23 protein-coding genes are annotated in these 25895 nt (G+C 57.5%); 12 read left to right on the plus strand and 11 right to left on the minus strand.

Going from position 1 to position 25895, the window contains the following annotated elements:
* The first annotated feature begins 8 nt into the window (after window positions 1-8).
* From chbA to cedA, 5 genes are all read left to right on the plus strand, one after another.
* Entirely contained in the window at window positions 9-356 is a 348-nt protein-coding gene (gene chbA / locus EDF81_RS00630) for a PTS N,N'-diacetylchitobiose transporter subunit IIA (protein ID WP_123345312.1), read from the plus strand.
* 25 nt (window positions 357-381) lie between these two features.
* On the plus strand, window positions 382-1206 hold the full coding sequence (gene chbR / locus EDF81_RS00635; RefSeq protein ID WP_123345313.1) for a transcriptional regulator ChbR: 825 nt from the start codon (window positions 382-384) through the stop codon (window positions 1204-1206).
* 109 nt (window positions 1207-1315) lie between these two features.
* Entirely contained in the window at window positions 1316-2662 is a 1347-nt protein-coding gene (locus EDF81_RS00640) for a 6-phospho-beta-glucosidase (protein WP_123345315.1), read from the plus strand.
* 9 nt (window positions 2663-2671) lie between these two features.
* Window positions 2672-3430: a chitin disaccharide deacetylase gene (chbG, locus tag EDF81_RS00645; protein WP_123345317.1), complete on the plus strand. Its 759-nt coding sequence runs from the start codon at window positions 2672-2674 to the stop codon at window positions 3428-3430.
* A 113-nt stretch (window positions 3431-3543) separates the two neighbouring features.
* A complete protein-coding gene (gene cedA / locus EDF81_RS00650) occupies window positions 3544-3780 on the plus strand; it encodes a cell division activator CedA (RefSeq protein ID WP_123345318.1) in 237 nt (78 codons plus the stop codon).
* A 26-nt stretch (window positions 3781-3806) separates the two neighbouring features.
* On the opposite strand, the gene EDF81_RS00655 is transcribed toward cedA, so the two are convergent.
* The 8 genes from EDF81_RS00655 to EDF81_RS00690 form a co-directional block, all read right to left on the minus strand.
* A complete protein-coding gene (locus tag EDF81_RS00655; protein ID WP_123345320.1) occupies window positions 3807-4577 on the minus strand; it encodes an IucA/IucC family C-terminal-domain containing protein in 771 nt (256 codons plus the stop codon).
* Window positions 4555-5361 carry an ABC transporter ATP-binding protein gene (locus EDF81_RS00660; protein WP_123345322.1) on the minus strand — a complete coding sequence of 269 codons (807 nt, stop codon included), beginning with the start codon at window positions 5359-5361 and terminating at the stop codon, window positions 4555-4557. The genes EDF81_RS00655 and EDF81_RS00660 overlap by 23 nt, the downstream gene beginning before the upstream one ends.
* A gap of 15 nt (window positions 5362-5376) precedes the next feature.
* The gene (locus tag EDF81_RS00665) at window positions 5377-6396 is read right to left on the minus strand and encodes an iron chelate uptake ABC transporter family permease subunit (RefSeq protein WP_260232628.1); all 1020 of its coding nucleotides are present in this window, start codon (window positions 6394-6396) and stop codon (window positions 5377-5379) included.
* Complete coding sequence (locus tag EDF81_RS00670; RefSeq protein ID WP_123345324.1) at window positions 6389-7378, minus strand: iron ABC transporter permease; 990 nt, start codon at window positions 7376-7378, stop codon at window positions 6389-6391. Before EDF81_RS00670 ends, EDF81_RS00665 begins: the two co-directional genes overlap by 8 nt.
* The gene (locus EDF81_RS00675) at window positions 7375-8259 is read right to left on the minus strand and encodes an ABC transporter substrate-binding protein (protein ID WP_123345325.1); all 885 of its coding nucleotides are present in this window, start codon (window positions 8257-8259) and stop codon (window positions 7375-7377) included. The genes EDF81_RS00670 and EDF81_RS00675 overlap by 4 nt, the downstream gene beginning before the upstream one ends.
* Window positions 8260-8282: 23 nt before the next feature.
* Window positions 8283-10376, minus strand: coding sequence for a TonB-dependent receptor (locus tag EDF81_RS00680; RefSeq protein ID WP_184999437.1), 2094 nt, complete (start codon window positions 10374-10376; stop codon window positions 8283-8285).
* A gap of 393 nt (window positions 10377-10769) precedes the next feature.
* Window positions 10770-12239, minus strand: a complete 1470-nt coding sequence (locus EDF81_RS00685; protein WP_123345327.1) for a carboxylesterase — start codon at window positions 12237-12239, stop codon at window positions 10770-10772.
* Between the two features lie 616 nt (window positions 12240-12855).
* Window positions 12856-14274: a hypothetical protein gene (locus tag EDF81_RS00690; protein WP_123345329.1), complete on the minus strand. Its 1419-nt coding sequence runs from the start codon at window positions 14272-14274 to the stop codon at window positions 12856-12858.
* Between the two features lie 237 nt (window positions 14275-14511).
* Here EDF81_RS00690 and EDF81_RS00700 point away from each other — a divergent pair, with 237 nt between their 5' ends.
* Entirely contained in the window at window positions 14512-14928 is a 417-nt protein-coding gene (locus EDF81_RS00700; RefSeq protein WP_123345332.1) for a hypothetical protein, read from the plus strand.
* A 48-nt stretch (window positions 14929-14976) separates the two neighbouring features.
* Here EDF81_RS00700 and EDF81_RS00705 read toward each other — a convergent pair whose 3' ends face one another.
* Window positions 14977-15375 carry a cupin domain-containing protein gene (locus EDF81_RS00705; RefSeq protein ID WP_123345334.1) on the minus strand — a complete coding sequence of 133 codons (399 nt, stop codon included), beginning with the start codon at window positions 15373-15375 and terminating at the stop codon, window positions 14977-14979.
* A gap of 163 nt (window positions 15376-15538) precedes the next feature.
* Between EDF81_RS00705 and EDF81_RS00710 the strand changes: the two genes are divergently transcribed.
* A complete protein-coding gene (locus tag EDF81_RS00710; protein ID WP_123345336.1) occupies window positions 15539-16432 on the plus strand; it encodes a LysR family transcriptional regulator in 894 nt (297 codons plus the stop codon).
* A 30-nt stretch (window positions 16433-16462) separates the two neighbouring features.
* Here EDF81_RS00710 and EDF81_RS00715 read toward each other — a convergent pair whose 3' ends face one another.
* Window positions 16463-17509, minus strand: a complete 1047-nt coding sequence (locus EDF81_RS00715) for an NAD(P)-dependent alcohol dehydrogenase (RefSeq protein ID WP_123345338.1) — start codon at window positions 17507-17509, stop codon at window positions 16463-16465.
* 159 nt (window positions 17510-17668) lie between these two features.
* Window positions 17669-18772: an ABC transporter ATP-binding protein gene (locus EDF81_RS00720; RefSeq protein ID WP_123347634.1), complete on the minus strand. Its 1104-nt coding sequence runs from the start codon at window positions 18770-18772 to the stop codon at window positions 17669-17671.
* A 344-nt stretch (window positions 18773-19116) separates the two neighbouring features.
* Here EDF81_RS00720 and EDF81_RS00725 point away from each other — a divergent pair, with 344 nt between their 5' ends.
* From EDF81_RS00725 to EDF81_RS00745, 5 genes are read left to right on the plus strand one after another with little or no spacing between them, the layout of a single operon-like run.
* Window positions 19117-20334, plus strand: coding sequence for an extracellular solute-binding protein (locus EDF81_RS00725; RefSeq protein WP_123345340.1), 1218 nt, complete (start codon window positions 19117-19119; stop codon window positions 20332-20334).
* 54 nt (window positions 20335-20388) lie between these two features.
* Window positions 20389-21696 (plus strand): carbohydrate ABC transporter permease, encoded by a 1308-nt coding sequence (locus tag EDF81_RS00730; protein ID WP_123345341.1) that lies wholly within the window; start codon window positions 20389-20391, stop codon window positions 21694-21696.
* A gap of 10 nt (window positions 21697-21706) precedes the next feature.
* On the plus strand, window positions 21707-22558 hold the full coding sequence (locus EDF81_RS00735; RefSeq protein WP_123345343.1) for a sugar ABC transporter permease: 852 nt from the start codon (window positions 21707-21709) through the stop codon (window positions 22556-22558).
* Between the two features lie 4 nt (window positions 22559-22562).
* Window positions 22563-23753 carry an arabinogalactan endo-beta-1,4-galactanase gene (locus tag EDF81_RS00740; RefSeq protein ID WP_123345345.1) on the plus strand — a complete coding sequence of 397 codons (1191 nt, stop codon included), beginning with the start codon at window positions 22563-22565 and terminating at the stop codon, window positions 23751-23753.
* A gap of 27 nt (window positions 23754-23780) precedes the next feature.
* Window positions 23781-25838: a beta-galactosidase gene (locus tag EDF81_RS00745; protein ID WP_123345347.1), complete on the plus strand. Its 2058-nt coding sequence runs from the start codon at window positions 23781-23783 to the stop codon at window positions 25836-25838.
* The last annotated feature ends 57 nt before the right edge of the window (window positions 25839-25895 follow it).

The following is a 25895-nucleotide window of genomic DNA, read 5'->3' on the forward strand; positions in this document are numbered from 1 at the left end:
GATAAGCCGTGTTTGATCTGGATACGATTACCGACGAACAGACTGAAGAGAACGCGCTTGAAGAAGTGGTGATGGGGCTAATCATTAATTCCGGCCACGCCCGTAGCCTGGCGTACAACGCCCTGAAACAGGCCAAGCAGGGCGACTTTGCCACGGCGAAGGCCACGATGGAACAGTCACGCGTGGCGCTGAGCGAGGCGCATCGGGTACAGACTCAGCTGATAGAAAGCGATGAAGGCGAGGGGAAAATGAAGGTGAGCCTGGTGCTGGTTCATGCCCAGGATCATCTGATGACCTCGATGCTGGCGCGGGAACTGGTCTGTGAGTTGATTGAGCTTCACGAGAAGCTACACTAAGTTTTCACCCCGAGGAGTCGTTGAGATGAGCACAATGGAAATTAACACCGCCCGCGAGCAGCAGCTGTTTAACGGCAAAAATTTTCACGTGTTTATCTACAACAAAACCGAAAGCATCAGCGGCCTGCATCAGCACGATTATTACGAGTTCACTATCGTGCTGACGGGTCGCTACTATCAGGTCATTAACGGCAAGCGGGTGCTGCTGGAGCGTGGGGATTTTGTGTTTATTCCGCTGGGTTCTCACCACCAGAGCTTCTATGAATTTGGTCCGACCCGCATCCTCAATGTCGGGATAGGTAAACGCTTCTTCGAGCGTCACTATCAGCCGCTGCTGCCGTCCTGCTTTGTCGCGTCGCAGGTTTATCCGGTTAAGCACAGCTTTCTGAGCTATATCGAATCGGTGATTGCGTCGCTGCATTTCCGCGACAGCGAGTTCGATGAGTTTATCGAGCAGGTGACCTTTTATGTGATCAATCGCCTGCGTCATCATCGTGAGGAACCTGTGCAGGATGCCATCCCATCCTGGTTAAAAGCCACCGTCGAGGTGATGCATGACAATGCAAAGTTTGGCGACGGGGCGCTGGAGACGATGGTAAGGCTGTCGGGAAAATCGCAGGAGTATTTAACCCGCGCCTGCCAGCGCTATTATGCCAAAACGCCGATGCAGATTATTAACGATATCCGAATTGATTTCGCTAAAAAGCAGCTGGAAATTACCAACTACTCGGTGACCGATATTGCCTATGACGCGGGTTACAGTAGCCCGAGCTTGTTTATTAAAACCTTTAAAAAACTCACGTCATTTACGCCGAGTAATTATCGCAAGAAACTGACGGAAATTAACTGATCGCCTGCGGGACGCGGTTCCGCAGCACTATGTCTATCCTTATTAATTCATCGCGACAGCAGCGGCGAAGGGGCCGTGCTATCTCCGCGACACCGAAAGGGAGAAAGAAATGAGCCAGAATCTGAAAGTCGTGACCATTGGCGGCGGCAGCAGCTATACCCCGGAATTACTCGAAGGTTTCCTTAAACGCTATCATGAATTGCCGGTCAGTGAACTGTGGCTGGTGGACGTCGAAGAGGGGAAAGCCAAGCTGGATATTATTTACGACCTCTGTCAGCGGATGGTGGCAAAGGCCGGGGTGCCGCTAAAGGTTTATAAAACTCTCGATCGCCGTGCGGCGCTGGAAGGTGCCCACTTTGTGACCACCCAGCTGCGCGTCGGCCAGCTAAAGGCGCGGGAGCTGGACGAGCGTATTCCGCTGAGTTACGGCTATCTGGGGCAGGAAACCAACGGTGCGGGCGGTCTGTTTAAAGGACTGCGCACCATTCCGGTGATTTTCGACATCGTTAAAGACGTGGAGGAAATTTGCCCCCAGGCCTGGGTGATTAACTTTACCAACCCGGCCGGCATGGTGACCGAAGCCGTTTACCGTCATACAGATTTCCGTCGCTTTATCGGGGTCTGCAATATTCCGATTGGCATGAAAATGTTTATTCGTGACGTGCTGGCGCTGGATGAGAAGGATACGCTCTCCATCGATCTGTTTGGCCTGAACCATATGGTGTTTATCCGCGAGGTGCTGGTGAACGGCCAGTCGCGCTTCGCCGAGCTCCTGGACGGCGTGGCCTCCGGCAGACTGGTCGCCGGCTCGGTGAAAAATATCTTCGATCTGCCGTTCAGTGAAGGGTTGATCCGCTCCCTCAATCTGCTGCCCTGTTCTTATCTGCTCTACTACTTCAAGCAGAAAGAGATGCTGGCCATTGAGATGGGGGAATACTACAAGGGCGGTGTGCGCGCTCAGGTGGTGCAGCAGGTTGAAAAAGAGCTGTTCACGCTGTATCAGGACCCGACGCTCAACGTTAAGCCAAAGGCGCTGGAGCAGCGGGGCGGCGCTTACTACTCTGATGCCGCCTGCGAAGTCATTAACGCCATCTATAACGACAAGCAGGAAGAGCACTACGTCAACGTCCCGCATAATGGTCACATTGACAATGTCCCGGCCAATTGGGCGGTCGAAATGACCTGCATTCTCGGCCGCAACGGCGCGACGCCGCACCCGCGCCTGACCCATTTTGATGAAAAAGTGCTGGGCCTGATTTATACCATCAAAGGCTTTGAGATCGCTGCCGCCAAAGCCGCGCTTAGCGGTGAGCTAAACGACGTGCTGCTGGCGCTGAATCTCAGCCCGCTGGTACAGTCTGACAGCGACGCGGAAAAACTGGCCCGGGAGATGATCCTCGCCCATGAAAAATGGCTGCCGAATTTTGCCGCAGCCGTTGAGAAACTGCGCCAGTAAGGAGGAAGGATGCAACGCTTACTGATCGTCAACGCCGATGACTTTGGCCTCAGCAAGGGGCAGAACTACGGCATTATTGAAGCCTGCAATAACGGACTGGTCACTTCGACCACCGCGCTGGTTAACGGCGAAGCGGGCGAACATGCGGCGGCGCTTAGCCGTCGCTGTCCCGGCCTGTCCGTGGGGATGCACTTTGTGCTGACCCTGGGCGCGCCTCTGACGACGATGCCGGAGCTGGCCCCGGAGGGCCGGCTGGGAAAAGCGATCTGGCAGAAGGCGGAACAGGGGCCGCTGCCGCTGGAGGAGATCGCCGGGGAGCTGGAAGCGCAGTTCTGCCGCTTTGTCAGCCTGTTTGGCTATGAGCCCGCGCATATCGACAGTCATCACCACGTGCATATGATGCCGCAGATCTTCCCCCTGGTGGCCGATTTTGCCCGCCGGAAAGGGATCCCCCTGCGGGTCGATCGCGAGGCGGTGGCTCAGCACGCGCTGTCGGTCGATAACCTGCTGACCAGCGATTATTTTGCCAGCGGTTTCTACGGGGACGCTATCTCCGAAGCACTGTTTCTGCAGGTGCTGGATGAGGCGGTTCAGCGCGGGGCTCGCTCCCTGGAGGTGATGTGTCATCCGGCGTTTATCGACAAGGTGGTCATGGGTAGCAGCTACTGCTATCCGCGCCTTGCGGAGCTGGAGGTGCTGACCGCCCTGGCGCTGAAATATGCGGTAGCCGAGCGGGGTTTCCGGCTGGGGACGTACACCGACCTTTGAGGCTAAGCGCGCAGAAACACAGAAGAAAGCACGCGGGGCGCGACGCAGGCCCCGCGGATCGGCTATGATAGACGTTTCCTTAACGGGTAACTGCTTTAGTGAATTAGCCGCTTATGAAACCGCATCGCCAACAAAACCGTCGTATTATCAGCTATGTGCCGCGTGTCGAACCCGCGCCGCCTGATCATGCCTCGAAGGTGGAAGGGTTTCGTGACGTCTGGGTACTGCGCGGAAAGTATGTCGCCTTCGTGCTAATGCAGAATCGCTTTCACCGTTCCCAGGCCTTTAGCGAGCCAGCCGCCGCCCAGCGTTGGGCCGAGCAGATGCGCCAGGAAGGCGAGTTCGAATAATCCTCTCATTCCCCCTCAAACCGCATTCACTGTGGCTTTGCGCAGTTCAGCGGGCAGTTAAGACAGTATTCCACCGGCGTTGACGCCTTATAGTAAAAGCAGCAGGTGCGACGGAACCGGCGATAACCTTGTCCCTCAGGGAGCTTTTTCGCCGGGCGGCGAAAGCGTTTCAGGGGGTTATTGTCCAGCCCGAACAGCGCAGGTGAGGCCCGCTCTGTGAGCCAGGCGAAATCATCCTGACGACGGCGCTCCGCCTGTGCATCAAGATTAGCCATCCGGCCCTCATACAGGGAGTAGACACGTACGGCGATATTTTCCCACAGGATGGTGACGGGCAGACCGCTGCTGCGGGAAAGGGCATGGCAGAGGGGGGCGAAAAAACCGGCAAACAGGGCGGCGACGGTGGCCTCGCGCCATGCTTCGCGGTTGTCTGACGGGCAGGGTATGAACCGCAGATCGTCTACCGGCAGCGCCGAGGTCCACAGACCGTTATCGTGAGCATATTCCAGGTGGGTGCGGTTAAGATCGAGCCGCAGGCCCTGATTAAAGACCGTCATGGCATAAAGCACGTTGCCGGTGACCAGAAACGCCAGGCGCTTCACCAGCAGGGAGGCGGCGATCGCGGCATCGGGCGCACCAATCACGGGAGCCAGCCTGGCCAGCAGGGCTTCACTGCGCTCTTCATCAAGCCACTCCCGGGCAGGTAAGCTGCGGGCGTCGGCCTGCTCTCCCGGCCTGAGGCGAAAGGTATGACTCAGGCTATGCCACTGGGCCTCAGTCAGCCCCGTGCGCGTCATGGCTCTCCTCGCGTGAGAAGGGGATACACAGAGGCGTATGGAAAAAGGGATCGGGAATAATCCGGCAGTTCAGATCGAACACGGTTTTCACCAGCGCCTCATCCATAATCGCCTGTGGCGGGCCTTCGGCACAGACGCCTCCGTTATGAACGGCCACCAGATGGTCCGCGTAGCGGCAGGCGAGATTAAGATCGTGCAGCACCATAATAATGGTTTTGCCGTGCTGACGATTCAGGCGGCGCAGCAGATCCAGCACCTCGACCTGGTGGGCGAGATCGAGCCAGGTGGTCGGCTCATCCAGCAGGACGGTATCCGTATTCTGCGCCAGGGTCATGGCGATCCACGCCCGCTGACGTTGACCGCCGGAGAGCGCGTCGACCGGGCGATGCTGCAGTTCCAGCATGCCGGTGAGGTGCAGAGCCTGCTCCACGCACTCTTCATCCTCCGGCGACCACTGGCGTAGCCAGCTCTGCCAAGGAAAGCGCCCCAGGCTGACCAGCTGGCGCACGGTAATCCCTTCCGGCGCGGTGGGCATCTGGGTGAGGATTGCCAGCTTTCTGGCGATTTCCGCCGTCGGGCGTTGATGAATATCGATGCCGTCGAGGATCACCGCACCGCTTTGCGGATCCATCAGCCGGGCCAGGGATTTCAGCAGAGTACTTTTGCCACAGCCGTTGCTGCCGATAAGCACGGTCACTTTCCCCGCCGGTATCGACAGGGTCAAATCTTCTATCACTGAACGCTGTTGATAGCCGAGCGTCAGGTGTTGGGTAGATAACGACACATATACCTCAATCAGTCAGGCGCGTTGTCTGAGCAAAAGCCAGAGGAAAAAAGGCGCGCCAAAAGCGGCGACAAAAATACCCGCCGGGAGATCCACCGGCTGGAACAAGACTCTGGCCGCCACATCAGCCAGCATCACAATGGTGCCGCCGGTCAGGGTGGCGACCCAGGCCTGGCCGACAAAACCGTTACGTACCTGTAGCCGGGCGATATGCGGAGCGACCAGGCCAACAAACGCCATCGCGCCACCGGTGGCAATGGCGGCCCCGGCCAGCATGGCGCAGACCAGCAACAGCAGAATACGGTTGACCTGCACCCGTGCGCCGAGGCTGGTTGCGGTGCCGTCGGTCAGCTGGAGCGTTACCACGTGACGGGCGCACCAGACCAGCAGAGGGAAGGCCAGGACGTAGACGCCCATCAGCAGCCTGACTTTTTCCCATCCGGCACCGTAGACGCTGCCGCTCAGCCAGACCCAGGCTGAAAGCGTGGTGGTGAGCGGGCTGAACACCAGAACCAGCGTGGTCAATGCTCCGGCCAGCGCCGAGACGCCTACCCCGGTCAGGACCAGCCGCAGCGGCGTCAGTCCCTGGCGCCAGGCCAGGATAAACACCAACAACACGGCCATTGCGCCCCCGGCCATCGCCGCGAAGGGCAGGTATGTTGCGCCGTACAGGGCCAGCCACAGCACGGCGGCGGCGCTGGCTCCGGCGGAGATGCCCATCAGGTCCGGCGAGGCCAGCGGATTGCGCACCATATTCTGTAGCAGCAGCCCGGCCAGACTCAGTCCGCCGCCGACCAGCAGCGCCAGCACCATACGCGGCAGGCGCAGCTGGTTGACGATAAAGCCCTCCGGCGTGTCGCTTTGGCTGACCAGCAGCATCGCCACGCGCCAGGGTGGGATCCACACCTCGCCGCAGGAGAGAGAAAACAGCGCCAGCAGCAGGGTGACCAGTAGGGTGGTGAAGAGCATCAGCGGCAGACGCGGGGCCCACTGGCGGGAGAACGCACCGAGGCGAAAGATAACGGGTTTACTCACCGGAGCCTCCCCGACGTGCCAGCAGAATAAAGAACGGCGCGCCAATCAGCGCGGTCATCACGCCGACCGGCAACTCCTGCGGCAGTAGAATGATCCGGGCGGCGATATCCGCCAGCAGCAGCAAAATGGCCCCCAGCAAGGCGCAGGCGGGGAGGAGTACCCGATGATCGGCGCCAAACAGACGGCGGGCAATATGCGGCACGATCAGTCCGACAAAGCCGATATTACCGGCGATAGCCACAGCGCAACCGGCAAGCCCAACGACCAGCACGCTGGCAAAGAGTCGGATCCGGGCAATGTTTTGCCCCAGTCCGCGGGCGATCTCATCCCCGGCGTTGAGGACGTTAATCTGCCTGGCAATCAGCAGGCCCGGCACTAAAAAGGCGAGGGAGGCCATTAGCGCGGGCATCAGCGTGGAGAGATCGTTTCCGGTAAGGGAACCCGCCAGCCAGAAAAGGACCGTATCGAGACTCTCCTGATTCATGACCAGAATGGCCTGGCTAAAGGCGGTAAACAGGGCGCTGATAGCGACGCCCGCCAGAACCAGACGCAGCGGGTTAAGCCGACCGTGGCTGGCCTGGCTGGCCGCCCAGACCAGCACCCCGGCCACCGTCGCGCCGCAAAATGCCAGCGTCAGCGTGCTCCAGGCGTGGCTCAGACTCAGCATGGCCCCGAAGGCCACGATAAAAAAGGTGGCCCCGGCGTTCACGCCGAACAGGCCCGGCGAGGCCATCGGGTTCCGGGTCAGGGCCTGCATCAGCGCCCCGGCAACCGCCAGACAGGCACCGACGCAAACCGCCATTATCGTGCGCGACAGACGGGCGGTGCGCACGATTATGTCAGTAGCATCGAGGGGATTGGGGTGCAGCAGGGCACGCAAGGCCACGTCGGGAGCGATCCACAGCGGACCGGTCATCAGGCTGAGCAGCATGCAGACCGGCAGCGCCAGCAGCGCAAGCGCCATTTTATGGATCAGCGTCATTCTGTTTCTCCGCCGAGCAGATGCCGTTCAATATCGCCCAGCATCAGGCTGGCACCGAGAATGCCACCGGATAAACTCCAGGGCACGCTGTCGACCTGCCATACCTGGCCCTGTTTCACCGCCCGCAGCTGCTGCCAGAGGGGGTGGTTACGCAGGGTCTGATACTGACGTTCGATGGCCGGGCTCTGTGCCCGCAGCAGAATAAAAAAGAGATCCGCATCCAGCACCGGGAGACTCTCCATATTGCTGAAGCGCAGGGATGGGCTGGTGGTTTGTCGGGCGGATTCGTTCCAGGTAAAGCCGAGTTCCGACATCACTCCGCCGGGAAAACTCCCGGCAACGTAGCTGCGAATATGGTCCGGGCGGACCTCAATCACCGACACCTGCGGCGGCCACTGCTGGCCAAAACGCTGGCGCAGCGTCTCGCGTATTCGGTCACTGCGCGTTTGCCAGTGGTGCAGGATGGCCGCAGCGGCGGACTGCATCTGCAGCTTCTCCGCCAGTGTAGCGAGGGTCAGTTTGAATTCGAAAATATCCTCCAGCATGACCACCGGGGCGATTTTTTCCATCAGCGGGGCAATCTGCTGGTGGCGAAAGCGGGAGGCGACAATCACATCCGGCTTCAGCAACACGATTTTTTCCAGGCTGGGCTGGGTTTCCAGGCCCACCAGCGGGACGCCGTCAAGGGCGTGGCGCAGGTAGTGGTAAACCGGTTTTTCGGCCCAGGATTCGACGATCCCGCAGGGACGCACGCCCAGCGCGACCAGGCTATCGGTCGCGCCCTGAAAGAGGGATACCACGCGAGGGGCGGCTTTTTGCTCCGCCAGCGCCGGGAAGGCCGAAAGAAGCAGCGCCGACTGCAAGAGTCGGCGGCGGTTCATACAAGGATTAAAAAGCGGAGGCATCAGAAGTCGATGCCGTAGCCGAGCGTTACCGTCCGGCCACGACCTGAGAAGTAGCGATCCGGCTCAACCAGTGCGCTCTGAGAATAGTAGGTAATATACTGTTTATTCAGCAGGTTACTAATTCCCAGATTCACTTTACCGTAAGGCAGTTTATAGCCAACGGCAGCGTCAACCAGCGTATAGCCGCTGAACTCTTTATCCTTATCGTCGAAGGATTTGCTCAGAGCCCAGTTCGCCTGCAGGAAGGTGCTCAGCTCCGGCGTCCAGTTGGCGGACCAGCTGGCGATAATGCGGTCCGGGGCGATATTCAGACCGTCGAGTTTCGCATCAAGGCTGCCGTTAGCGTCGCTGTCGTAGCGGCCGCGCATATGGGACCAGGAGACGTTGAGTTTGTGGTCTTCATTTACCGCGTAACCGGCGGTGACTTCCATCCCGTCGATTTTGGTTTTTTCGCGACGGGCAACAAAGGCATCGCCCTCCAGGTCAACGCGGCTACCCAGCTTCGAGGTGGACTGGTAGTAGCTGGCTTCCAGGTCGAATGGTGCCTGCTGGATACGGAAGCCGACTTCGTTATTTTTGGTCACGATGGGCTGCAGGCTGGAGAAGTTGTCGAGCTGGACGCCCGGCGTTTTGATGCTGCGCAGGACGCGACCCACGTCCGGCACGGCGAAGCCTTCGGAGTAGCTGGCGAACAGGCTGAGCGGCTCAATCGGGTTCCAGACAATCCCGGCATTGTAGAGCGTCTCGCTGAAGGACGGCGTGCCGCCTTCGACGGTGACCCCGTTATTGGCCGCGACCGTCTGATAGCTGTCGATCTTGAGGCGGGCATACTCATAGCGCACGCCGCCGCTGAGCTTAACGGACTCCAGCGGGCTAAACTCGAGCTGCATAAAGGGCGACAAATCGGTGTAGTTGATTTCCGGGACGTAGGTACGGCCGGTCGACCAGAGATCCTGTTTCGAGTTATCAAACAGGGTATCGAAGCCAATCGTCGCCTTGATGCGATCGTCCCAGATATCCTCTTTGGTCAGCGCCAGTTTGGTACCGTACTTTTCCGTATACGCGCGGGACTGATCGTACAGCGTGCCTCTTGGGGCAATCGCCGGATCCTGGAACGTGCCGGAGTTGGTGGCGCCGAACAGGGCTTCATAGCGCTGATAAAACGCCAGCGCCGTCAGCTTCATGCCGGCAAGGTTGTAGTTATCGTAGGTGGTGCCGAGGCTCCAGACATCGTTGTGCGGCGCGGAGCCGATCGGGCGGCCTTTCTCAGAGGTGGTCGGAATACCCTTTTCCCGATCGCCGGTGACGCTGCGGTAATCATTTTTGTTTTTAATCTGGTAGCGGTTAAGGCTGAGCTGGATACGCTGATCGTTATCCAGCCAGTAGCCCACCTTCGCCATCATATCCCAGGCGCGGGAGGTCATCAGATCGCCCTGAGTGTTATCCACGCCGATGGCGTGATTGTCCGCATCTTTATACAGACCCTGATCTTCATAGCTGAGGGCAAACAGGTAGTCGATGTACTCTTCGCTACCGTTGACGCTGTAGTTGGTCTTGTAATTCATGGTATTGCCGTTCAGCTCAGACGTGGGCGAGGTGGCCTCGACGCTAAAGTGCTGATTAAGGCTGCCGGGTTTGGCGCGTTTGGTGATGATATTAATCACCCCGCCGGTCGCGCCCACGCCGTTGCTGGCGTTGGCCCCCTGAATCACCTCAATGCGCTCGATCATGGAGGCATCAACGGTATGCATCTCACGCCCGGTCGGGCGCAGCGGGTTCGACTGGGGAATACCGTCGATCATAACCAGCGGAATACGGCCGCGCAGGGTTTCGCCGCTGCCGCTCATTTTTTGCCGCGACGGAGAGAAGGAGGGCAGCAGATTGCTGAGGATCTGCGAGGTGTCGGAGGTCAGCTGACGCTGCTGGGCTATCTCCTTTTCGGTGATGATGCGGGTCACCTGCGCTGAGTCTTTCTTTTCACTGTTGGTGCGCGAGGCGCTCACCACCATCTCATCTTCGCCCGTGTTTTGCTGGGCATAGAGGGGAGAGGCTAACAGCAGCGGGATCATTCCATATAAAGGCTTCAATTTCATACCAACTATCCTCATTTTTATCATCGCGACCGCCATCTGTGGGCGATCCTGTGAACGGAAGGTCATCCGTTCAGTTTCCCTGTGTCATTTCGTCGCGATGCACACCGCGCCGTCGAACCCGTCAGCGGTAAAGCGCGAAATGAGAGTAAGTTCACGTAATAAGAATATTTTCGACACTGATTATCATTATCGAAAATGATATGTAAAGAATGTTTAATGTTTGAAAGCAGAGGTTTTTTAAGGGAAATAATTAACGTGTTGAATTATATGGATTTGTAATAATCCGCTTTATCAGTAAGTCTTTTCAGTGAGTTAAAGAAGTGTGATCTGCATCATGTCGAGAGGTGCGGGCGCGGGCCCGCAGTCAGGCTGGAAAAGAGAGTGTTGCGTAGCTTATGGAATATCCCGTTCGATACGTTCCATCATCCAGGGGAAGAAGGGGTTAGAGGTCACTCGCATCAGGGACTCCAGGCCGACCACCAGCACGGCCGTTTCACCGCGCATCCTGATGGTGCCGAAATTAACGCCATAGGCGTTGTTTTCCGGCTGGCTGCCGTAGAGCGCGTCGGTGACCGGGAAGGGTACCGCCACGTGGGAAAGGGAGTAGATATCCGGCGGATACTGAAGCGCCAGCGGCTGCACGCTTTCGTGGTCTTGCCCGGCAAGCGTGGTTCTGGCCACCATATTGAGCGAGGATTGTGACGCGTTGGTCAACAGGGTCGTGGTGTACTGTCGCGGGGCGCGAGGCAGCAGGTTGCCAATCGCCGTCCAGGACGAGTGGCGGAACAGCGGACGGAAGCTGACGGCCTGGTTGAGGTCAAACACCACCAGTTCGCTGCCGTTGTTGCCCAGATAGTTATACAGGGAGTTCACGACCGCCCGCGTGCTGACCGTCGAATCCATCACCGACTGGAAGGTGAGCACCGGCGGCAGGCGGCTGCCGTTTTTTTCTTTAGAATATTTCAGAATTTGCTGCTGCAGTGCCTGGGTCAGCAGATACGACTGACGGGCGGCGTTAACGGGGAAAGAGTTATATTTAAACGGATTAAACTCCGGGACGATATTCAGCCAGGCTGCTTTGGCGAAGGCCGGGAAAATAGCCGGCAGCCCGGCCAGACCGGCGAAACGTGCAAAGCTGGTGACGCCGATCATCGGTGAGAGCAAGACAATGCGCTGGGGGCGACGCAGGCTTTTGTTATCCAGGCTATCGAGGGCATATTTCATCGCCAGCGCGCCGCCGTTGGAAAAACCGACAATATGCAGCGGCACTGACGGGCCTGCCAGACGGGTGGCCTCGCGCACGCCCATTCGGGTGGCGGCCATCCAGTCTTCCCAGTCAACCCGGGTGAGCGCAGCGGGCACCGTACCGTGACCCGGCAGGCGCGGAGCGACGGCGACAAAACCCCGCTGGCGATAGCTTTCGGCAACGTGACGCAGGCTGTAAGGGGTGTCGGTCAGGCCGTGCAGCAGCACAACCGCGCCGCGTGGCGTTCCTTCCGGCATCAGAATATAAGAGCGGTTCCAGTCCCGGGTAAACGTCTCCGGATAGACCAGGCTGCCTTCGTAATAGCGATTGAGCGGCGTTTTCTCATCGGCGCTGAGTTTTTCCGTCACCTCGCTTTTCATCTCGCGAAACAGGTTGTCTTCTGCGGCCTGATACTCCCTGAAGCTGGCGCGATCGATCTCTTTCTCGCTCATCTCTTCCGGCACCCATTTATGCCAGGGGTGCAGCGCCGGGCCTCTTTCCGTTTCGTAGATCCGCACAAGAAGAAACATCACCAGCAAGACCAGCAGGCACAGCAGAATACGCTTTGTTAAGCGCAGGGCTTTGGCGGTGACTCTCAGGGTAAACTGTACGGGCATGGGAAACTCATTAGTCGGAGCGAAACGCAACGATGGCGCGATGCAAATAGCATAGCGTAAAAGCGGCGGCTTATTTTCAACACGACCCTAACAAGTTCAGCGATATCTGTCTGCTTCTTACCACTTTTTTCGAATGGCGGAGGCAAACTTGCGCAGCGTCCGCGCCGGGGCGGATACCTGCTTTGGCGCAGGCGGGTTTGTCACCGCAGGTGCCGTTTTCGGCTCAGCGTGTATGGCTCTAGGGTGCGGTAGATCCTTGCCCTAGACCGATACTCACGTTGGTCAGGTTTTGCCCTGAATGCAGACTGCCTTCTACCGCCGAAGCGCCTGAGATCATTGCGGCCACGCCGATCGCGGCCAAAACTGATTTTTTAAATGTAGACATCATATTGAACACCCTCGAAGTAACACGATTTCTTATTCGTCCGGGTAACGTCCGGCAGGGTGCAATATATTCAAATGGAAAATACCTCAGCAATTTAATTCATTAATTGCCTGGTATTTGGTTTTTTATGCCTGATGGGGCCTGATATTTACAGGAGTATGCTGCCGATGCGGCTGCAGGCGAGGAGGAGAATCCTGCGCTCGCCTGCAGGAAAAGAGAGGAAACTGAGGGTCAGTTATCCTCCAGGAGTTTAATCAGATTCTCTTTGTTCTCTTCTTCCGGCGTCGTCAGACTTTCGATCACTTCGCCCAGCACATATTTTGTCACCGTCTCACGGTTACTGATTTGCGAGGTGGTACCGACGCTGGCGAGCTGGCCCTGAGTATTGAAGTTCAGGCTGGTGGTGTTTACCGAATCCTGTTCCAGCTGATGGTAATAGTAGTTCTGCGACGACTTCATCATATTGAGCGACAGCGGAATGCTGGCATCAACCGGTTTATACCAGGAGGCGCTTAAATGCGCATGGTTCGTCTGTTTGAGGGTGCCGGAACCGTCAAACAGGCGATTATTTTCCGTCGTCTGGGAGGCCTGATAAGAGAAGCTCTGTTTCTCATCCTGACGATACGGGTTAATCGATTTTTCCGTCTGGGTCAGTTCCAGAGAGAAGTCGTTCAGACCGCTCAGGCGCGAGGCGGCAGTGCTGCCCAGTCGAATCGCGGTACTGGCCGCCGTCGTGGCTTCGCTCTGCTGAGAAGGGGATGACTCATTCAGCGCACGGAAGACCGACTTCAGCATATCCATCTGCGCCTTATCGCCGTGGCCATCGCTGCGCGCTTGATCAAACTGCTTATCATAGGCGCTCAGGGTGAGCAGCTGCTGGGCGGCATTACCCCCGATGGTGCTCTGGCTGCGGTCGCTGGTCATCTTCAGAGAGACGTCCTGATCCTGATAAGCGACCCAGCGCTCGACATCATCGGCGCGGAAGTTAAGCGACTGCAGTTTGGTATCACCGCTGCGAATATCCGTTTTCAGATCAACGGACTTGAGAATGCTGCTGTCGAATTTCGTCAGCCCGCTCAGATCCATTTTCGGCGGCTGCTGCGCCAGACCGTTAAGGGCTTTCTGGAAGGCTTCGCCCAGTCCGGCGATAGCCTCTGACTCATCTTTGCTCAGGGTTCCGCTGGTTTTAATCTCAACGGCCATGCCGTCCGACTGACGCGTCAGGCTCAGGCTAACGGTGACGCCGGTCTGGGTGGTGATGGTCAGCGCGACGGCCGAATCCTGCCCGGCCCTGACTGCGCTTTCGCCAACCTGGGCGGTGGTCAGGACCTGGGTCAGATCGCCAGGATTATCCTGTAACTGCGCCAGCAGGGCGCTGCCGAGGCCGTTAAAACCGATTGATGGCCCGCTGGTCATGACGCTGTGCATCAGATTCTGGATCTGCGTGCTGTTCATTCCGGCGGGTGTGGTAACGCGTTTCTGCGGCGAAATACTGTAGATCTCGGCGATCTCTGAACTCTGGCTGCCGAACATCACCTTTGCAGAGGCGGACGCGGCGGCGGGCAGGGCGACGCTGGCCTTCGACACCTGGGCCGTTGGATTCAGCCGACTTAGCGCGGCCTGCAGCGAGTTAGTGACATGGCTAATCATCAGACGACCATCTCCATATAGTTTGTCAGGGTTATTGACACGCTATTAGCATCGGCGCTGCGCAGAAATTGTTTAACAAAAAGTGTCTGTAGCAGGTTCCTGTTGACAGCGATTGTGACGACGAGCACATTACACCCCCGCGCAGGCAGCGAGTCGCTGTTTACGCGTTTGCGTCCGTGCGTGCGGCGCAGCATTATGGGTAGATTATCGCTATTTTTACTATTTCAGGGGTGCAGCATGTTCGGGTTCCTGCGTCGCAGAACGCTGAAAGGCAGAGAAAAGCAAATCAAAACGCTGATTAAGCAGGCAAAAGGGATCTATGAGGCCCAGCAAAAAGCCGATGAAGAGCTCTTTCACGGTCTGATTCGCATCGCACGCGAACAAAATATCACCGCGCGAGAAGCCGCGGAAACCCCGGAAGGGAAGATGCTGGCTATCGATTACGTGCTGAGCCGACAGTACGCCTGCTACCTGAATGAATCGGCGATTCAGCACTACGCCAGGCTGGTGCGCGTTAACCGCCTGTCCGGCGAGCTGTCGCGGGAAGAGTGGTATGACAAAGTCGTCAAACCTTCTGGCGCAGCAGGGATTGTGCTGCAGGAGATCCCGCAGCTGTGCGGCAGCATTATTAATGATGCGCAGAAACACGTTTAAGACGTGAGCAGTAAAAGGGCGACGATAATGTCGCCTTTTTTGTCTCCGCTACTTCTGCGGATACTCCTCTTCACTGACCTTCTCAAGCCAGGTGACCGTACTACCGTCGAGCGATTCGGCAATGGCGATATGGGTCATCGCCGTCTTGCGGGTTGCGCCGTGCCAGTGCCTGACGTTCTCCGGGATCCAGACAATATCGCCGGGATTAATCGTTTCTACCGCTTCTCCCTCTTTTTGGATCCAGCCCTGGCCCTGGGTGACGATTAACGTCTGGCCCAGCGGGTGGGTATGCCAGGCCGTACGGGCGCCCGGTTCAAAGGTGACGATAGCGCCGCCGACGCGGGCAGGGGCGCTGGCGCTAAAAGGGCTATCGATACGGACCTGGCCGCTAAAGTAGCTTTCGGGACCGGCGACGGACGGGTTCGAGGCGTTGCGGATAATTTTCATCAGTGAGTCTCCGATAAGAAACGGTGATATTCAGGCTAGCAGATCTTCGCCGCTGCGATTATTCGCCCTTGTCGGGATGGTCTTATGAGTAAAATTCATTAATGCGCTTCCACCATCCCGCTACAATAGCAGGCAAACGCTCGGTCCCTGCGGAGAAACGCCCATGCTACGTGATAACTTTAATGACCTGTTCTATCTGATCGTGGTAGCCCGCGAGCGCAGTTTTACCCGCGCAGCGGCGAAGCTGGGGGTTTCTCAGTCCGCGCTGAGCCATGCCATACGTGGTCTGGAAGAGCGGCTGGCGGTACGTCTGCTGACGCGAACGACCCGCAGCGTGGCGCCTACCGAAGCCGGGGAGATGCTGATCAACAATATCAGCCCGCGCTTTGATGATATTGAGCAGGAGCTGATTTCACTCACCGATATGCGCGAGCGCGTGGCGGGTAATATTCGGCTGACGCTGGGCGAGCATGCTCTGCACTATGCGCTCTGGCCCGCGCTGCAGCCCTGGCTACAGCAGTATCCGGATGTTAACGTCGAGCTCAGCATCGACAACAGCCTGGCCGATATCGTCAGCGGTCGTTTTGACGCAGGCGTCCGGCTGGGGGAGCAGGTAGCCCGCGATATGGTGGCGGTGCGTGTCGGGCCTGACTGGCGCATGGTGGTGGTGGGTAGCCCGGACTATTTTTCCCGCAATGGCGTGCCGCAGACCCCGCACGAACTTCAGAGCCACAACTGTATCAATATGCGCCTGCCGACGCTGGGTGGACTGTACGCGTGGGAGTTCTCCCGCGACGGCCAGCAGCTACGCGTCAGAGTGGAAGGACAGCTTACCTTTAATAACCTTTCCTCGCGGCTTGAGGCTGCTATGGCGGGGATGGGGCTGGCGCTGGTGCCGGAAGATACGGTAGAAGCGGCGGTGGGCGAAGGCAAGCTGGTGAAGGTGCTGGAAGAGTGGTGCGAGCCGTTTCCCGGCTATTATCTTTACTACCCGAGCCGCCGACAGCATACCGCCGCCTTTGCCCGGCTGATTGAGGCGCTGCGCTATAAGGGCTAAAGGGCGGAAATTCGCCCTTTAGCCGGACAATTACAGCGTCGCCATATCAATCACAAAGCGATATTTCACGTCGCTTTTCAGCATCCGCTGCCAGGCCTGGTTGATATCCGGCATGGCGATGACCTCCACGTCGGCGGTAACATTGTGCGCCCCGCAGAAGTTAAGCATCTCCTGGGTTTCCGCAATACCGCCAATCAGCGAGCCGGCGATCGATTTACGGCCCATAATCAGCGGGACGCTATTGACGATCGGGTCGAGATCGCCCAGATAGCCGACCAGCACCAGGGTACCATCAAGCGTCAGCGTCGGCAGATACGGATTCAGATCGTGGGCGTAGGGCACGGTATCAATAATTAAATCAAACTGGTTGGCAGCGTCCGCCATTTGCTGCTCGTCGGTGGAGAACAGCACGTGTTTTGCGCCCAGACGGCGCGCGTCGGCCTCTTTGCCCGGTGAGCGGGTAAAGAGGGTCACTTCCGCGCCGAGTGCCGCCGCCAGTTTGATCGCCATATGCCCGAGACCGCCCAGTCCCACCACCGCCACTTTACTGCCGCTGGTCACCTTCCAGTGACGCAGGGGAGACCAGGTGGTGATCCCGGCGCACAGCAGCGGCGCGGCACCTTTCAGATCCAGCCCGGCGGGAATTTTCACCACAAACTTCTCGCTGACCACGATCTTGTCTGAATAGCCGCCGTAGGTCGGGAGCTGGTCGTGCGGGTCGATACTGTTATAGGTCAGGGTCGGCCCGGCCTCGCAGTACTGCTCCAGCCCTTTTGCACAGGGATCACAGTGCTGACAGGAATCGACCATACAGCCCACGCCGACATAATCCCCGACGCTAAAGCCTTTTACTCGGCTGCCAACACGGCTGACCTTGCCGATAATTTCGTGGCCCGGCACCATCGGGTAGGTGGCATTGCCCCAGTCATTAAAGGCGCTGTGAATATCCGAGTGGCAGACGCCGCTGTAGAGAATATCGATAACAACATCCGTCTCGCGCGGGTCGCGGCGGGCAAAGCTGTGGGGAACCAGGTCCTGCTTAACGGCCAGGGCCGCATAGCCTTTTACATTGAGCATCTCTCTTCTCCATGATGTGCGCCTGAGGCTGCGGTATCGCAATGGCGCAAAGGTTGTAGGGTAATTCTGCGCAGATAACAGCGTGGTTCAAAAGAGGGAAAGTGGCAATAGGCGATACGGCAGAAAGCCCGGTCACCTGCGCGCCGGGCTTGAGGAGATTCAGCTATGGTGCGGTTGGTTCTGGCTGATGCGCAGGCCGTTTTCATCGAAGACCAGGCAACTGCCGGGCGCAAACGCAACGTCGATTTCTTGCCACGGGCTAAACCGGGCGTCGCCCGGCAGCAGGACTTTAATATTGTCGTGGCCGTAACACTGGCCAAAGAGATACGTATTGTTTCCCAGTCGTTCGACCACTTCGCACTGAAACGCCAGTACCGCACCGCTTGATGTGTCGGTGGAGAGATGTTCCGGGCGGATCCCCAGCGTTACCGACGCACCCACGTCCAGCGGCGTGGTGTCGATATCCAGCGTCAGGCTATTGCCTTCGTTAAGGGTGACTGCAAGCTGGCCCGGCTGCCAGTGGGTCACCACGGCGGGCAGGAAGTTCATCTTCGGCGAGCCGATAAACCCGGCGACAAACTTATTGATCGGGTTGTAGTAGAGCTCCATCGGCGCGCCCATCTGCTCCACCTTACCGCCGTTGATCACCACAATCTTATCGGCCAGGGTCATGGCTTCGACCTGATCGTGGGTCACATAGACCATGGTGGTTTTCAGCTCCTGGTGCAGGCGGGCGATATGCAGACGCATGTCGACGCGCAGCTCCGCATCGAGGTTAGAGAGCGGTTCATCAAACATAAACACGCGTGGGTTGCGCACAATCGCCCGGCCAATCGCCACGCGCTGACGTTGACCGCCGGAGAGCTGTTTTGGCTTACGGTCGAGAAGGGCGGAGAGCTGTAGCGTTTTGGCCACCATCTCTACCTGATGGCGGATCTCCGCTTTCGGGACTTTGTTGACCTTCAGCCCGTAGCCGATATTCTCCGCCACCGTCATATGCGGATAGAGCGCATAGGACTGAAATACCATCGACACGCCCCGGTGCGCGGGCGCCACGTCGTTCATCACCTCATTGCCGATCAGCACTTCACCTTCGCTGACCTCTTCCAGCCCGGCAATCATGCGCAGCAGCGTCGATTTACCGCAGCCCGAAGGTCCGACAAAAACCGCGAACTCGCCGTCTTCAATCGCGAGATCGACATTGTGCAGGGTCACCGCATTTCCGAACCGTTTGGTGACATTTCTCAGTTGTATACTCGACATCCACATTCCCCGAAGTCTGGCCGTTGTGTGCCGTTAGAATCAGGCGCCTGAAATGTCATTCTGTATTACGTATAACATTTCAGAGAAACAGCGTTAAGTTGCTGCGAAGACTATATCTTTCAGTATTCATCGGCCCTATATCGATGTTTCATTTCTGCAATCACGATCACACAACCCGCAGTTTCCTCTAGTTTTAAACCCCTTCAAAGCGTAGCGTATAACAAATCTGAGATGTTGGTGTTACAGGTTTAAACTCGCCAGATATCAGCTGTTTCTGGTTTGTGCCTGCGTTATGTAACCACATAAAAACCACAAATATGTTATACCTTCACATGAGGCTGGTAATGAAAAAGAACATACTTGCTGCACTTATCCTCTCCACGCTGGCCATCGGCCAGGTTCAGGCCGCGGGACAGCTTAATGTCTGGGAAGATATTAAGAAATCCGCCGGTATTAAAGATGCCATCAGCGATTTTGAAAAACAGTACAACGTTAAGGTCAACGTGCAGGAGATGCCCTACGCCCAGCAGCTGGAGAAACTGCGCCTTGACGGTCCGGCGGGGATTGGCCCTGACGTACTGGTGATCCCCAATGACCAGCTGGGTGGCGCGGTCGTGCAGGGCCTGCTGTCGCCGCTGGATCTCAGCGTCGAGAAAGCGGATGCCTTTACGCCGTCCTCGATTAACGCCTTCCGCATGGACAACGTACTCTACGGCGTGCCAAAAGCGGTCGAAACGCTGGTGCTGATTTATAACAAAGACCTGATCGCTAAGCCGCTCGATAGCCTGCAGGCCTGGTATGACTATTCAAAAACCCAGCGTGCGGAAAACAAATACGGCCTGCTCGCCAAGTTCGACCAGATCTACTACAGCTGGGGCGTGATTGGCCCGATGGGCGGCTATATCTTTGGCAAAAACGACAAGGGCGGTTTTAACCCGCTGGACGTGGGGATCAATAAGCCCGGCGCGGTCGAAGCCGTAACCTTCCTGAAAAAATTCTATGCCGACGGCGTCTTCCCGACCGGGATTATCGGCGATAACGGCCTGAACGCCATCGACTCCCTGTTTACCGAGAAAAAAGCGGCGGCGGTGATTAACGGCCCGTGGGCGTTCCAGCCTTATGAAGCGGCCGGGATCAACTACGGCGTGGCACCGCTCCCCAACCTGCCTGACGGTAAGCCGATGAGTTCATTCCTCGGCGTGAAGGGCTATGTGGTCTCTACCTGGAGTAAAGATAAAGCCCTGGCCCAGCAGTTTATCGACTTTATCAACCAGCCTCAGTATGTGAAAACCCGTTATATCGCTACCCGCGAAATCCCGGCCCAGAAGGCGATGATCGAGGATCCGCTGATTAAGAACGATGAAAAAGCCAGCGCCGTTGCGGTACAGGCCGCACGCGCTACGGCGATGCCGGGCATTGCCGAGATGGGTGAAGTCTGGGGGCCGTCCAACGCGGCGCTGGAACTTAGCCTGACCGGGAAACAGGATCCGAAAGCGGCCCTCGACGGTGCCGAAAAACAGATCAAGATGCAGATCGAAGCCATGCAGGCAAGCAATCAGTAATTCGTTGACGTAACGGACGGGAGGGCGACCTCCCGTTTACAGAAGGAGTCGTGTGTGATTATCAGTCCCAGCGAAAACATTGCTAAAGCCCAGGGCGCGGGGCGTCACGCCCTGTACGGCCTGCTGCTGGCTATCGTGCCGGGTTTCGGTCAGTTTTATCATCGTCAGTGGCTCAAGGGGCTTATCTTCCTGGTGCTGCTGAGCAGTTTTGTCGGCGTCTTCTACGACTTCCTGCAAGAAGGACTCTGGGGGCTGTATACCCTGGGCGAAGAAGTCCCGCGGGATAACTCCATCTTCCTGCTGGCGGAAGGGATTATCAGCGTCCTGATTATCGGGTTTGGGCTTACTGTGTACGGGCTGTCGATGCGCGATGCCTGGCTGAACGGCAAAAAGCGCGACGAAGGTTTGCAGCTCAACAGCGTCCGCAAGCAGTATCAGATGCTGCTCAGCGACGGTTTCCCCTATCTGATGATCACCCCCGGCTTTATCCTGCTGGTGTTTGTGGTGGTCTTCCCGATCCTGTTCGGTTTTGCCATCGCCTTCACCAACTACAACCTCTACCACACGCCGCCCGCGAAGCTGGTGGACTGGGTTGGGTTTAAAAACTTTATCAATATCTTCACCCTGTCGATCTGGCGCTCGACCTTCCTCGACGTGCTGCAGTGGACGGTGGTGTGGACGCTGCTCGCGACCACGTTGCAGTGCACCGTGGGCGTGCTGCTGGCGATCCTCGTTAACCAGAAAGACCTGCGCTTTAAGCCGCTGATACGCACCATTTTTATTCTGCCATGGGCGGTGCCGGGCTTTGTCACCATTCTGGTCTTTGCCGGGATGTTTAACGACTCGTTCGGGGTGATTAACAACGCGATTCTGGATTTCTTCGGCATTGCACCCAAGGCCTGGATGACCGATCCATTCTGGACCAAAACCGCGCTGATTATGATGCAGACCTGGCTGGGCTTCCCGTTTGTCTTTGCCATGACCACCGGCGTGCTGCAGGCGATCCCTGACGACCTCTATGAAGCGGCCACCATGGACGGTGCCAGCAGCTGGACCCGGATGCGGACCATTACGCTGCCGCTGGTGCTGTACTCCATCGCGCCGATCATCATCACCCAGTACACCTTCAACTTTAACAACTTCAACATTATTTACCTGTTTAACAACGGTGGACCGGCAGTGGTGGGGTCGAATGCGGGAGGCACCGATATCCTGGTGTCGTGGATTTATAAACTCACCATGTCCTCTTCGCAGTATGCGATAGCGGCAACCATCACCATCCTGCTGTCGATTTTTGTCGTCGGCCTGGCGCTGTGGCAGTTCCGCGCCACCAAATCTTTCAAAAACGACGACATGGCATAAGGGCAACGCAATGGCTAAATCACCCAGTATCCGGCGCGAGAAGTGGATCCGCCTCTCTCTGTCCTGGCTCGTTATCGTGCTGGTCTCGACGATTATTATCTACCCGCTGGTCTGGACGGTGGGCGCGTCGTTGAACGCCGGTAACAGCCTGCTCAGCAGCTCGATTATTCCGGAGAATCTCTCCTTCCAGCACTATGCCGATCTCTTTAACGGTCAGGTGAACTATGTCACCTGGTACTGGAACTCGATGAAAATCAGCTTCCTGACCATGGTGCTGACCTTAATCAGCGTCAGCTTTACCGCCTACGCTTTCTCGCGCTTTCGCTTTAAGGGGCGGCAGAACGGGCTGATGCTGTTTCTGCTGCTGCAGATGATCCCGCAGTTTTCGGCGCTGATTGCGATTTTCGTCCTCTCCCAGCTGCTCGGGCTGATTAACAGTCATCTGGCGCTGGTGCTGATCTACGTCGGCGGGATGATCCCGATGAATACGTATCTGATGAAGGGCTATCTCGACGCCATTCCGAAAGATCTGGACGAGTCGGCGCGTATGGACGGTGCCAGTAATTTCCGCATCTTTATCGAAATTATTATGCCGCTGTCGAAACCGATTGTGGCCGTGGTGGCGCTGTTCTCCTTCACCGGCCCGCTGGGTGATTTTATTCTCTCCAGCACCATTTTGCGTACCCCGGATAAGTACACGCTGCCCATCGGGCTGTATAACCTGGTGGCGCAAAAAATGGGGGCCAGCTACACCACCTACGCGGCGGGCGCTGTCCTGATCGCCGTTCCGGTGGCGATCCTCTACCTGGCCCTGCAGAAGTACTTCGTCTCCGGCCTGACCTCTGGCAGTACAAAAGGATAATTCTATGAAACGATTTACCCCGGCTTTACTGGCTGTTTGTCTGAGCTTTGGCGCGTATGCCGCCGACACGGTGAATACTCGTCCTTTTAACGCGATGCCCGCCGACTTTATCAAAGGGGCAGATATCTCCACGCTGCTGGAGGCCGAGCAGCACGGCGCGAAATTTTATAACCAGAATAACCAGCAGCAGGATGCGCTCGCCATTCTGAAGGCCAACGGCGTCAACTACGTTCGTCTGCGTCTGTGGGTGGATCCGAAAGACGAGCAGGGCAACACCTACGGCGGTGGTGCTAACGATCTTGAAACCACCGTGGCGCTGGCAAAGCGGGCGAAGGCGCAGGGAATGAAGCTGTTGCTCGATTTCCACTACAGCGACTTCTGGACCGATCCGGGCAAACAGTTTAAGCCCAAAGCCTGGGCGAAGATGGACTATCCGCAGCTTAAAACGGCTATCCACGACTATACCCGCGACACCATCGCCCGCTTTAAGCAGGAGGGTGTGCTGCCGGATATGGTGCAGATTGGCAATGAAATTAACGGTGGCATGCTGTGGCCGGAAGGCAAAAGCTGGGGACAGGACGGCGGCGAATTTGACCGGCTGGCGGGGCTGTTAAACGCGGCTATCGGCGGGTTGAAAGAAAACCTGAAGGGCGGCGAGCAGGTCAAAATTATGCTCCACCTGGCCGAGGGGACGAAGAACGACACCTTCCGCTGGTGGTTCGATGAAATCAGCAAGCGCAATGTGCCCTACGACATTATTGGGCTTTCTATGTACACCTACTGGAATGGGCCAATCAGCGCGCTGAAAAGCAATATGGACGATATTAGCCAGCGTTATAACAAAGACGTGATTGTGGTTGAGGCCGCCTATGCATATACCCTGGAAAACTGCGATAACGCGGAAAATAGTTTCCAGGCCAAAGAAGAAAAAGACGGCGGCTATCCGGCTACGGTTCAGGGGCAATATAACTATATCCACGATCTGATGCAGGCGGTTATTGACGTCAAAGGCGAGCGCGGCAAAGGCATCTTTTACTGGGAGCCGACCTGGATTGCCGTGCCGGGCACCACCTGGGCCACGGCCGCGGGCATGAAATATACAGAAGACCACTGGAAAGAGGGTAACGCGCGGGAAAATCAGGCGCTGTTTAATTGTCAGGGAAAAGTTTTACCGTCAATGAAAGTCTTTAATTAAATACAGCTGTATTTCAGGATCTTAAATATGAATAAATTTGCGCCTTTTAGTCCTAAGGTCGGCGGCGTATTGCATGGTGCCGACTATAACCCGGAACAGTGGGAAAACGATCCCGCGGTATTTGATCGCGATATTGCCATGATGGGAGAGGCAAACTGCAACGTGATGTCGGTGGGGATCTTCAGCTGGGCGAAGCTGGAGCCTCAGGAAGATGTATTCGATTTTGCCTGGCTCGATAATATTATCGATAAGCTGTGGGCGGCGAAGATCCACGTCTGGCTGGCGACGCCGAGCGCGGCGCGTCCGGCGTGGATGTCACAGAAATATCCGCAGGTGCTGCGGGTGGGGCGCGATCGGGTTCCGGCCCTGCACGGCGGGCGTCATAATCACTGTATGACCTCGCCGGTCTACCGTGCAAAGACTCTGAAAATCAATACCCTGCTGGCGGAGCGTTACTCCGACCATCCGGCGGTGCTGGGCTGGCATATCTCCAACGAATACGGCGGCGAGTGCCACTGCGATCTGTGCCAGGAGAAATTCCGCGAGTGGCTGCAGGCGCGGTACAAGACCCTGGAAGCGCTGAACCACGCCTGGTGGAGCACCTTCTGGAGCCACACCTACAGCGACTGGTCGCAGATCGAGTCGCCGTCACCGCAGGGCGAAGTGTCGATCCACGGCCTGAATCTCGACTGGCGGCGTTTCAATACCGCGCAGGTCACGGATTTCTGTCGCCATGAGATTGCGCCGCTGCGGGCGGTGAATGCCGATCTGCCGGTGACCACCAACTTTATGGAGTACTTCTACGACTACGATTACTGGCAGCTTTCGCAGCCGCTGGATTTCATTTCGTGGGACAGTTACCCGATGTGGCACCGGGACAAAGACGAAACCACGCTGGCCTGTTACACCGCCATGTACCACGACATGATGCGCAGCCTGAAAGGGGGAAGACCTTTTGTGCTGATGGAATCGACGCCGGGCACCACCAACTGGCAGCCGACCAGCAAGCTGAAAAAACCGGGCATGCACATTCTTTCCTCCCTGCAGGCGGTGGCCCACGGGGCCGATGCGGTGCAGTATTTCCAGTGGCGTAAAAGCCGGGGATCGGTGGAGAAATTCCACGGGGCGATTATCGATCATGTCGGTCATCTCGATACCCGTACCGGGCGGGAAGTCACGGCCCTCGGGGATATGCTCAAGCGCCTGCCGGGCGTGGCGGGCTGTCGTACCGAGGCAAAAGTGGCGATTATCTTCGACCAGCAAAACCGCTGGGCGCTGGATGACGCTGCCGGTCCGCGCAATAAAGGGATGGAGTACGAGAATACGGTCAACGAGCACTATCGACCGTTCTGGGAACAGGGTGTGGCCGTCGATGTGATTGACGCCGATGGCGATCTTAGCGGCTACGCGCTGGTTATCGCGCCCATGCTCTATATGGTGCGCGAGGGCTTTGCCGAACGGGCCGAGGCCTTTGTCGCCGGCGGCGGGCATCTGGTCACCACCTACTGGACCGGCGTGGTCAATGAAACGGACCTCTGCTATCTGGGCGGTTTCCCCGGTCCGCTGCGCAAGCTGCTGGGGATCTGGGCGGAAGAGATCGACTGTCTGGACGATCACGAACGTAACCAGGTCCAGGGTCTGGCGGGCAACGACGCCGGACTGCAGGGGCCGTATCAGGCCCGTCATCTGTGCGAGCTCATTCATACGGAAACGGCGAAACCGCTGGCGACCTATCGGGATGACTTCTATGCGGGCCGACCGGCGGTGACGGTCAATCATTTTGGCAACGGCAAGGCCTGGCATCTGGCCTCGCGCAACGATCTGGCCTTCCAGCGCGACTTCTTCGGCAGCCTTATACAGGCGCTGGCGCTGCCGCGCGCCATTGACTGTGATTTCCCACCTGCGGTGGTGGCGACGGCGCGCAGCGATGGCGAAACCCGCTATGTCTTTATCCAGAACTTTTCCGCGCAGCAGCAGACCCTGCATCTGCCGCAGGGCTATGCCGATGCCTTGTCTGGATCACAACTTAGCGGCCCGCTGGCGCTGATGCCGTGGGATTGTCGTATTCTTACCACCAGGGCGTAACCGCAGTTTTACCACGCCTGCCCATCCGGGCAGGCGTTCTTACATCCAGCCATCAGG

It is taken from the genome of Enterobacter sp. BIGb0383, assembly GCF_003751845.1.
Classification (GTDB): Bacteria; Pseudomonadota; Gammaproteobacteria; order Enterobacterales; family Enterobacteriaceae; genus BIGb0383.

What these genes read in the sequence shown, in the direction of transcription:
- chbR (WP_123345313.1), top strand. Translation starts at nt 382, where the DNA reads ATGAGCACAATGGAAATTAACACCGCCCGCGAGCAGCAGCTGTTTAAC.
- EDF81_RS00640 (WP_123345315.1), top strand. Translation starts at nt 1,316, where the DNA reads ATGAGCCAGAATCTGAAAGTCGTGACCATTGGCGGCGGCAGCAGCTAT.
- chbG (WP_123345317.1), top strand. Translation starts at nt 2,672, where the DNA reads ATGCAACGCTTACTGATCGTCAACGCCGATGACTTTGGCCTCAGCAAG.
- cedA (WP_123345318.1), top strand. Translation starts at nt 3,544, where the DNA reads ATGAAACCGCATCGCCAACAAAACCGTCGTATTATCAGCTATGTGCCG.
- EDF81_RS00655 (WP_123345320.1), bottom strand. Translation starts at nt 4,577, where the DNA reads ATGACGCGCACGGGGCTGACTGAGGCCCAGTGGCATAGCCTGAGTCAT.
- EDF81_RS00670 (WP_123345324.1), bottom strand. Translation starts at nt 7,378, where the DNA reads ATGACGCTGATCCATAAAATGGCGCTTGCGCTGCTGGCGCTGCCGGTC.
- EDF81_RS00675 (WP_123345325.1), bottom strand. Translation starts at nt 8,259, where the DNA reads ATGAACCGCCGCCGACTCTTGCAGTCGGCGCTGCTTCTTTCGGCCTTC.
- EDF81_RS00680 (WP_184999437.1), bottom strand. Translation starts at nt 10,376, where the DNA reads ATGAAATTGAAGCCTTTATATGGAATGATCCCGCTGCTGTTAGCCTCT.
- EDF81_RS00685 (WP_123345327.1), bottom strand. Translation starts at nt 12,239, where the DNA reads ATGCCCGTACAGTTTACCCTGAGAGTCACCGCCAAAGCCCTGCGCTTA.
- EDF81_RS00690 (WP_123345329.1), bottom strand. Translation starts at nt 14,274, where the DNA reads ATGATTAGCCATGTCACTAACTCGCTGCAGGCCGCGCTAAGTCGGCTG.
- EDF81_RS00700 (WP_123345332.1), top strand. Translation starts at nt 14,512, where the DNA reads ATGTTCGGGTTCCTGCGTCGCAGAACGCTGAAAGGCAGAGAAAAGCAA.
- EDF81_RS00705 (WP_123345334.1), bottom strand. Translation starts at nt 15,375, where the DNA reads ATGAAAATTATCCGCAACGCCTCGAACCCGTCCGTCGCCGGTCCCGAA.
- EDF81_RS00710 (WP_123345336.1), top strand. Translation starts at nt 15,539, where the DNA reads ATGCTACGTGATAACTTTAATGACCTGTTCTATCTGATCGTGGTAGCC.
- EDF81_RS00715 (WP_123345338.1), bottom strand. Translation starts at nt 17,509, where the DNA reads ATGCTCAATGTAAAAGGCTATGCGGCCCTGGCCGTTAAGCAGGACCTG.
- EDF81_RS00720 (WP_123347634.1), bottom strand. Translation starts at nt 18,772, where the DNA reads ATGTCGAGTATACAACTGAGAAATGTCACCAAACGGTTCGGAAATGCG.
- EDF81_RS00725 (WP_123345340.1), top strand. Translation starts at nt 19,117, where the DNA reads ATGAAAAAGAACATACTTGCTGCACTTATCCTCTCCACGCTGGCCATC.
- EDF81_RS00735 (WP_123345343.1), top strand. Translation starts at nt 21,707, where the DNA reads ATGGCTAAATCACCCAGTATCCGGCGCGAGAAGTGGATCCGCCTCTCT.
- EDF81_RS00740 (WP_123345345.1), top strand. Translation starts at nt 22,563, where the DNA reads ATGAAACGATTTACCCCGGCTTTACTGGCTGTTTGTCTGAGCTTTGGC.
- EDF81_RS00745 (WP_123345347.1), top strand. Translation starts at nt 23,781, where the DNA reads ATGAATAAATTTGCGCCTTTTAGTCCTAAGGTCGGCGGCGTATTGCAT.